Source organism: Bradyrhizobium sp. Cp5.3 (assembly GCF_000426265.1).
Classification (GTDB): domain Bacteria; phylum Pseudomonadota; class Alphaproteobacteria; order Rhizobiales; family Xanthobacteraceae; genus Bradyrhizobium; species Bradyrhizobium neotropicale.
In genome coordinates this window covers 21,376-30,065 of sequence record NZ_AUFA01000053.1, presented here as the reverse complement: position 1 = coordinate 30,065, position 8,690 = coordinate 21,376, and the positions used below count along the sequence as shown (strand labels likewise).

Below are 8,690 nucleotides of genomic sequence, written 5' to 3'. Positions count from 1 at the left end.
GGGACACGCTACTGGCGTTCTACGACTTCCCGGCCGAACACTGGAAACACTTGCGGACGACCAATCCCATTGAAAGCACCTTCGCTACCGTGCGACACCGCACGATCCGATCGAAGGGTTGCCTGTCCAACAGGACGGCACTCGCGATGGTCTTCAAACTGCTTGAGGCCGCGCAGAAAAGCTGGCGTCGTCTCGATGGCCACAACCAGTTGCCAAAACTCGTTCTCGGTGTGACATTCAACGACGGGATCGAGGTCATCGCCAAACCGACTGACCGTCAGCCCATAACCGCCGCCGCCTGACCGGCCGCGCCGTCACCAAAATTTGGCGATAGCTCGTCAAAAGCGCCGTTTTGGCTCTCGGCCGGTCACTTCTGGTCTACCCCGATGAGCGACATTCGCAGTGTCCGACGGCATGTCTCAAACGGGCCACAACGGACTCATGCACTGCGGCATCGCCATGCACGGATTGCGACCGTTTTACTCGATTACCTCCTGATTGCGGCCGTCGGCGCCGCGTCACGAGATGGGCGTCCCAATCTTGTCGAACAAGGTTTGCGGCGTGCGGTTATTGCTTCGGTTCCAGCTACGGATGACAGCGATCGCCGACGTGCGATCGGGACAGTAGCCACGCGCTTATCGCCGTTGACCGTCCCGACACAACGGCGCAGTCTCATCGCGGGAGGACTCGGCCGGAGTCACCGCCCGGCCAGAGTTGCACACCGGATCAAAAAAGCAGCGATCAGCGCAACCGGGAGACGCTGGCAATGACAGCATCCGTTGCTGGTCCGGCAAGCGCGCCAGGGGCCGACCAGTGGACCCGCTACAATGCCACGGTGCTGACGATCTGCATTGCCGGCTGGGCGTTCGACGTCTACGAGCAGACCATCCTGCAACTGGTGACGCCTCTCATCATCATGGAGTGGGGGATCGCTCCGGCGACGATCGGCATTGTCACCACCATCGCGCGCTGGGTCGGGTTGATCGGCACCCTTGTCTTTCCGGCGCTCGCTGATCTCTACGGCCGCAAGCCGATCCTGATCCTCGCCATCTTGGGCTACTGCGTCTTCTCGGGACTCACCGGCTTTGCCACCGGCTGGGTGTCCTTGCTGATTTTCAGCGCACTCACGCGGATTGCCCTATCGGGAGAAGAGCCGGTCGGCATGGTCATGGTTGGCGAGACGGCGCCGACCAAATGGCGCGCCACCGCGCTCGGCGGGCTGGTCGGCGGCTATCCGCTCGGCTACATGCTGTGCTCGGGGATTGCGCTGATCGCGGTGCCGCTGTGGGGCTGGCGCTCGCTCTATTTCCTCGGCGTGCTGCCGGCGTTGCTGGTGCTGTGGATCAGGATCGTCATCAAGGAAAGCCCACGCTACGAGCGCGTCACCGCGGCGATGCTGAAGGAGGGGCTGAGGAAGCGCTTCGATCTCTGGTCACCGGTCAGGCAATGTCCGCGTGAGATGCTGATCGCCTCCCTCTGCGTTTTCTTCTATCTCTTCACCTGGTTCGGCTGGGCGGCCTGGATGCCGCTGTTCCTTGCCAACGAGAAGCATCTAGGCTTCGAGACCGCCGCAACCTATCTCACGATCTGGATGTTCGTCGCCATCTTCGCGTACTGGGTTTGTGGTGCGCTCTCCGATCATTTCGGGCGTCGCCATGTGATCCCGGCCTTCGTCATTCCGTCCTCCATCCTGCTGGTGGTGCTCGGCTCCATCAGCGATCCCACGTCGCTGTTCTGGGTCGGCCTCGTCGCGAACTTCCTGATCACCGGCAGCTTCGGCAGCGGGCTCGGCTATACCACCGAGCTGTTCCCGACCCAGATCCGCGGCACCGCGGTCGGCGCGGCTTTCGCTTTCGGCGCGGCCGCGGGCTCGACCGCGCCCGCGATCGTGGGCTGGATCGCGACCGTGCACTCGATTGCGGCCGGCCTGCCGCTGCTCGCTTTCTCGTTCTTCCTGCTGGCGCCGCTGTTCTACTTCGCGCGCGACACCACCCGCAGGGAGCTGACCGACTTCGTGGGCGAGAAAGGACATCGTCATGCCGGTTCGTGAGTGATAAACTTCAATATATGAACCCATCATCCAAGTTCGGCGCTGGTGGGAACAGCGGCCTCCTTGTGTTGTGGCAGGACAGCGAACGCGTCGTCTGCCGGGAATGGAGGCTGGACGCCGACGCCCAGCGCAAGATCGTGCTGGCCGTGCGGCCCGCCGCCGAGCACCCAACGCCCGCCAGCCTCGATCGCCTCGGCCACGAATTCGGGTTGAAGGACGAGCTGGACAGTGCCTGGGCGGTGCGGCCGCTGGACCTCAGGCGCGATGGCCGGCGGACCACGCTGGTGCTCGAGGACTCCGGGGGCGAACCGCTCGCCGCGCTGCTCGGCGGCCCCATGGAGGTGGGACGCTTCCTGCGCCTCGCCGTCGGCATCTCTTCGGCTCTGCGTCAGCTCCACCAGCGCGGTCTCATCCACAAGGACCTCAAGCCGGCCCACATCATGGTGACCGGCGCGGGCGGCGAGGTGCGGCTCACCGGGTTCGGCCTTGCCTCACGTCTGCCGCGCGAGCGACAGGCACCCGATCCGCCCGAGTCGATTGCGGGGACGCTCGCCTACATGGCGCCCGAACAGACCGGACGCATGAACCGCTCGATCGATTCCCGCAGCGACCTCTACGCGCTGGGTGTCACGCTGTACCAAATGCTCACGGGCTCACTGCCGTTCGCCGCGTCGGATCCCATGGAATGGGTGCACTGCCATGTCGCCAGAAAGCCTGTGGCACCGAGCGAGCGGTTGGAGAATGTCCCGGCCGCGGTCTCCCAGATCATCATGAAGCTGCTCGCCAAGGCCGCCGAGGAGCGTTATCAGACAGCCGCAAGTGTCGAGAGCGATCTTCGGCACTGTCTGGCCGATTGGGAGCGTCAGGGGCGCATCGACCCGTTTGCGCTCGGCGACCACGACGCGCCGGACCGGCTGTTGATCCCCGAGAGGCTGTACGGGAGAGGGCGCGAGGTCGAGACGTTGCTCGCCGCCTTCGATCGCATCGTCAAGAGCGGCTCGCCCGAGCTGGTCCTGATCTCGGGATATTCCGGCATCGGCAAATCCTCTGTCGTCCATGAGCTGCACAAGGTGCTCGTGCCGCGACGCGGCCTTTTTGCGTCCGGCAAGTTCGACCAGTACAGGCGCGACATCCCCTATATGACGCTCGCACAGGCCTTTCAGAGCCTCGTCCGGCCTCTTCTCGGCAAGAGCGACGCCGAGCTAAGCGGTTGGCGCGACGCTCTGCAGGAGGCGCTGGGCCCGAATGGACGGCTCATGATCGACGTCGTCCCCGAGCTAAAGCTCATCATCGGAGAACAGCCACCCGTCCCTGAGCTTGCGGCGCAGGACGCGCAACGGCGCTTCCAGCTGGTGTTTCGACGACTTATCGGTGTCTTCGCACGGCCGGAACATCCCCTGGCACTCTTTCTCGATGACTTGCAATGGCTCGACGCGGCGACGCTCGATCTGCTCGAGGATCTGTTGACCCGGTCGGATCTGCAGCACCTCATGCTGATCGGTGCCTATCGCAGCAACGAAGTCACTGCCGGCCATCCGTTGATGCGGAAGCTCGACGCCATCAAGACCGCCGGCGGAAAGGTGGCTGAGATCACGCTAGCACCCCTCGCTCGTGAACACCTTGGGCAACTCATGGCGGACGCGCTGCGCTGCGAGCCGGAGCGCGCCGCGCCGCTCGCGCAACTGGTGCATGAGAAGACGGGGGGTAATCCGTTTTTTGCCGTTCAGTTCATTTCTTCGCTCGCCGAAGAGGGAATGCTCGCCTTCGATCATGATGCTGCGAGCTGGTCCTGGGATCTCGACCGCATTCATTCCAAGCGATACACCGACAACGTCGTGGACCTTATGGTCGGTAAGTTTGCCCGCCTGCCGATCGAAACGCAGAACGCATTGCAGCGCCTGGCCTGTCTCGGAAACATCGCCGAGATCAAGCCCCTTTCACTCGTCTACGGGGCGTCGGAGGAGAACGTCCGCGCGGCCCTGCAGCCGGCCGTCCACCAGGAATTTGTCGAGCGCCTGGCCGGCGGCTACCGGTTCGTCCACGATCGCGTTCAGGAAGCCGCATATTCGCTGATCCCGGAGGCGCTGCGTGGCGAAGCGCACCTTCGAATCGGCAGACTGCTGGCGGCCCACATCCCTCCCGAGAAGCGCGAGGAAGCGATCTTCGACATTGTCAATCACCTCAACCGGGGCGCCACGCTGATCACGGCACCGGACGAGCGCAAGCGGCTGGCCGAGCTCAACCTGATCGCGGGGAGGCGGGCCAAGGCCTCGACCGCCTATGCGTCGGCGCTCACCTATCTCGCCGCCGGCGCGGCGCTGCTGCCGGAAGACCCGTGGGAGCGCCGGCACGACCTGATCTTCGAGCTGGAGCTGCACCGGGCCGAATGCGAGTTCGTGACGGGCGCTCTGACGGAAGCGGACGAGCGCCTGGCTGCGCTTGCTCCGCGCGCCGCAACGACGGTCCAGCGAGCGACCGTGGCGTGTTTGCGCGTGGATCTGTATATGACCATCGATCAGAGCGACCGCGCCATCGCAGTGGGTCTGGACTACCTCCAGCACCTGGGCATCGACTGGTCCCCGCATCCGACAGCAGAGGAAGCACGCCGCGAATACGAGCGCATCTGGTCGCAGCTCGGGAACCGCACGATCGAGGAGCTCGTCGCATTACCCTTGATGAGCGATCCGGAATCGCTCGCGACAGTCGACGTCCTGATAAGGATCGCACTGCCCGCCTTCTTTACATCGTCCCATTTGGGGACCCTGGCAACCTGCAGAGCCGTCAACCTCAGTCTCGAGCACGGCCACAGCGACGCGTCGTGTCCCGCCTATGAGCTGCTTGCCATGTTGGCCGGGCCGTATTTCGGCAACTACGATGCCGGATTTCGATTTGGCCGCCTCGGCTGTGAGCTCGTCGAAAAACCGGAGCTGAAGCGCTTCCAGGGGAGAACGCTCGAGGTTTTCGGGTTCATCGTGCCTTGGACGAGACATGTCCGGACCGGCCGTGATCTCCTGCGTCGTTCGTTCGAAATCGCAAACCGTGTCGGCGATCTCACTTATGCGGGATACGGCTGTGCCCAGCTGAACACCAATCTTCTCATGGCAGGCGATCCGCTCGTAGAGGCGCAAAGCGAAGCGGAAAAGAGTCTCGAGTTTGCGCAGAAATTCCGGTTTGGTCTCGTCGTCGGTTGGATCACCGGGCAACTCGCCCTGATCCGGACGTTGCGTGGCCTAACGACGAAATTCGGTGCCTTTGACGATGGGAGCTTCGATGAACGTGCGTTCGAGCGCCATCTGTCAAGTCACCCGGCATTGGAGCTTCCCCAATGCTGGTACTGGATACGAAAGCTGCAGGCACGCTTTCTTGCCGGCGACTATGCGGCTGCTGTCGATGCTGCGTCGCGGGCGCAACCGCTGCCTTGGCCATCGCTGGCACACCCGGAAACGGCCGAGTATCACTTCTATGGCGCGCTGTCGCGCGCCTCATCGTGGGACACCGCACCAGCCAGCGAGCGGCAGCAGCATTTGGAGCCCCTGGCCGCGCACCACCGACAGCTCGAGATCTGGGCAGCGAATTGCCCAGAGAATTTCGAGAACCGCGCCGCGCTCGTAGGGGCGGAGATTGCGCGGATCGAAGGCCGGGAGCTCGAGGCCGAGCGTCAATACGAGAAGGCGATCCACTCGGCGCGCGCAAACGGCTTTGTTCACAACGAAGCGCTTGCCTACGAGCTGGCCGCGCGCTTCTACGCGGTGCGCGGGTTCGAAGAGTTCGCGCGCGTATATTTAGCAAGCGCGCGCGATGGCTATCTCCGTTGGGGTGCCCTCGGCAAGGTACGGCAGCTCGACGAGATGTATCCGCACCTTCGCAAGGAGGTGCCGGCGCCCGCTGCGACGGGCACGATCGGCACCCCGGTCGAGCACCTCGACCTCGCGACCGTGATCAAGGTGTCGCAATCCGTCTCAGGCGAGATCGTGCTGGACAAGCTGATCGACACACTCATACGCACGGCGATCACTCAGGCGGGCGCCGAGCGCGGCCTGTTGATTCTTTCGCGAGGGAACGAGCTGCGGACCGCGGCAGAAGCCACGACCAGCGGCGACGCGGTCATCGTGCAACTGCGCGAGGAGGCCGTCGTTGCAGCAATGTTGCCGGAATCGGTCCTGCATTACGCCTTGCGCACGCAGGAGAGTGTGATCCTCGACGATGCCGCGGTCCAGAACCCGTTCTCCGCGGATCCGTACATCGACCGGCACCGTGCGCGCTCGATTCTCTGCCTGCCTTTGCTCAATCAAGCCAAGCTCATCGGAGTGCTCTATCTGGAGAACAACCTAGCTCCTCGCGTCTTCGCGCCGGCCCGGATCGCGGTACTGAAGTTGCTGGCCTCGCAGGCGGCGATCGCGCTGGAGAACAACCGTTTGTACCGCGATCTCGCTGAGCGCGAAGCGAAGATCAGGCGCCTGGTCGATGCCAATATCATCGGGATCGTCATCTGGGATTTCGACGGTCGGATCATCGAGGCCAATGACGCGTTTCTCCGCATCATCGGCTACGACCGAGAGGCCCTCGTCTCGGGCCGCATACGCTGGACGGAGCTGACGCCGCCGGAATGGCTCGACCGCGACGAACAACGCTGGGTGCCCGAGTGGAAGAGGACCGGGAGTTCCCAGCCGTTCGAGAAGGAGTATTTGCGGAAAGACGGGAGCCGTGTTCCCGTGCTGATCGGCGCGGCGACTTTCCAGGAGGTCGGGAACCAAGGTGTCGCATTCGTGCTCAATTTGACGGAGCGCAAGCGCGCAGAGGAACGCCTTCGCGTGCAGCACACGGTCGCGCAGATCTTGGCGGAAGCGGTCACGATCGAGGAGGCTACTCCGAGAATACTGCGGGCTATGGGCGAGTGTCTGGGATGGGACGTGGGCACGCTCTGGCGCGTGGACCGAGAGGCCGAGGCGCTGCGCTGTGTCGAGCTTTGGCATGAAGGGTCGATAGAAGTCCCGGAATTTGAAAGAGTCGGTTGGGAGTTCGCCTTCGTTCCGGGCGTGGGACTACCGGGCCGGGTGTGGTCCAGCCTTAAGCCCGAATACGTTCCCGATGTCGTTCCTGATCAAAACTTTCCGCGCGGCCTCATCGCCCAACGCGAAGGACTGCACGCGGCCATCGGCTTTCCGATCCTGCTCGGGAGGGAAGTCTTTGGCGTGATCGAGTTTTTCAGTCGCGAGATCAGGCAGCCCGATCAGGAGCTGCTCAATATGCTGGCTACCATCGGCAGCCAGATCGGTCAGTTCATCGAGCGCAAGCGCGCCGAGACGGAATTGCGCGAGTCGGAACAGAATTACCGCACGTTGTTCGAATCTATTGACGAGGGTTTTTGCACGATTGAAGTTTTGTTCGACCAAAACGAAAGGCCGGTCGATTATCGTTTCCTGCAAATCAGCCCCTCGTTTGAACGGCACACGGGAATCAAGAATGCGGCCGGCAGACGGATGCGCGAAATCGCGCCCCAGCACGAAGAACATTGGTTCGAGATTTACGGCAGGATCGCCCTGACGGGCGAGCCGATGCGCTTTGAAAGTGAAGCCAAACAACTCGGACGCTGGTATGACGTTTACGCCTTCCGGGTCGAAGACCCGAAGCGCAGACGCGTCGGAATCCTTTTCAACGACATTTCCGAACGCAAGCAGGCGGAAGCCGAAGCACGAGACAGCGAACGCCGCTATCGCGAAGTGCAGGCGGAGCTCGCGCACGCGAGCCGTGTCGCGACGATGGGACAGCTCATGGCCTCGATTGCCCATGAAATCAGACAGCCGATTGCTGCGATTGTCACCAACGCAGGGGCCGGGGTGAACTGGCTCGATGCTCAACCGCCAGGTCTGGAGAAGGTCCGGGAGACGCTCGGTTGGATCGTCAGCGACGGCATGCGAGCCGGCGACGTCATCAGCCGGATCCGGGCCCTTATGAAGAAGACGCCTCCGCGAAAGGAGGACTTGGACATCAACGAGGCGGTGGTTGAGGTTATAGCCCTGACCCGTGCCGAAGTGGTGAAGAACGGCGTCTCGGTGCGGACGGAACTCGCGGAGGGCTTGCCGCTCATTCAAGCAGATCGGGTCCAACTGCAACAAGTGGTCCTCAACTTGATCGTCAACGCCATCGAAGCAATGAGCGGCATCGGCGAGGGGGCGCGAGAGTTGCTGATCAGCACGGGCAGAGATGGGTCGAATGGCGTGCTCGTCAGCCTGCGGGATTCGGGTCCGGGACTGGATCCGGCGAGTCTTGAGCACATCTTCAACGCCTTCTACACGACCAAGTCCGGTGGCATGGGCATGGGATTATCAATTTGCCGTTCGATCGTCGAAGCGCACGGGGGACGGATATGGGCGGGCGTGAATGAACCTCGGGGCGCAGTCTTTCAATTCAGCCTGTCTCTGGACCGAGACGAGACCGTCTCCGCTGAATACACCGGCCAATGCCGGCGGCATGAGAGAGCCGATACGGAACGAGAGCCCGTTCTCCGGGACGGCAGATGACCTTACCGAGATCGGCCGCAGCGCGCCGGTGTCGCCGGACCCCGGGGCGGTGAGTGGGATCGGGCTGCTGAGGTCGGCTTGGGGTCCTAAGCCGTCGATGACGACCAAGCAGGGCGACT

Annotated in this window: 3 protein-coding genes; all 3 read left to right on the top strand. The window is 63.1% G+C overall.

Going from position 1 to position 8,690, the window contains the following annotated elements:
• Positions 1 to 302 (top strand): transposase (locus K289_RS0136515; protein WP_198024841.1); only part of this gene is annotated, 302 nt, incomplete at its 5' end.
• A gap of 464 nt (positions 303 to 766) precedes the next feature.
• Entirely contained in the window at positions 767 to 2,050 is a 1,284-nt protein-coding gene (locus K289_RS0136510) for an MFS transporter (RefSeq protein ID WP_035687187.1), read from the top strand.
• Positions 2,051 to 2,067: 17 nt separating this feature from the next.
• Complete coding sequence (locus tag K289_RS46455; RefSeq protein WP_084788867.1) at positions 2,068 to 8,571, top strand: AAA family ATPase; 6,504 nt, start codon at positions 2,068 to 2,070, stop codon at positions 8,569 to 8,571.
• Positions 8,572 to 8,690 lie beyond the last annotated feature (119 nt).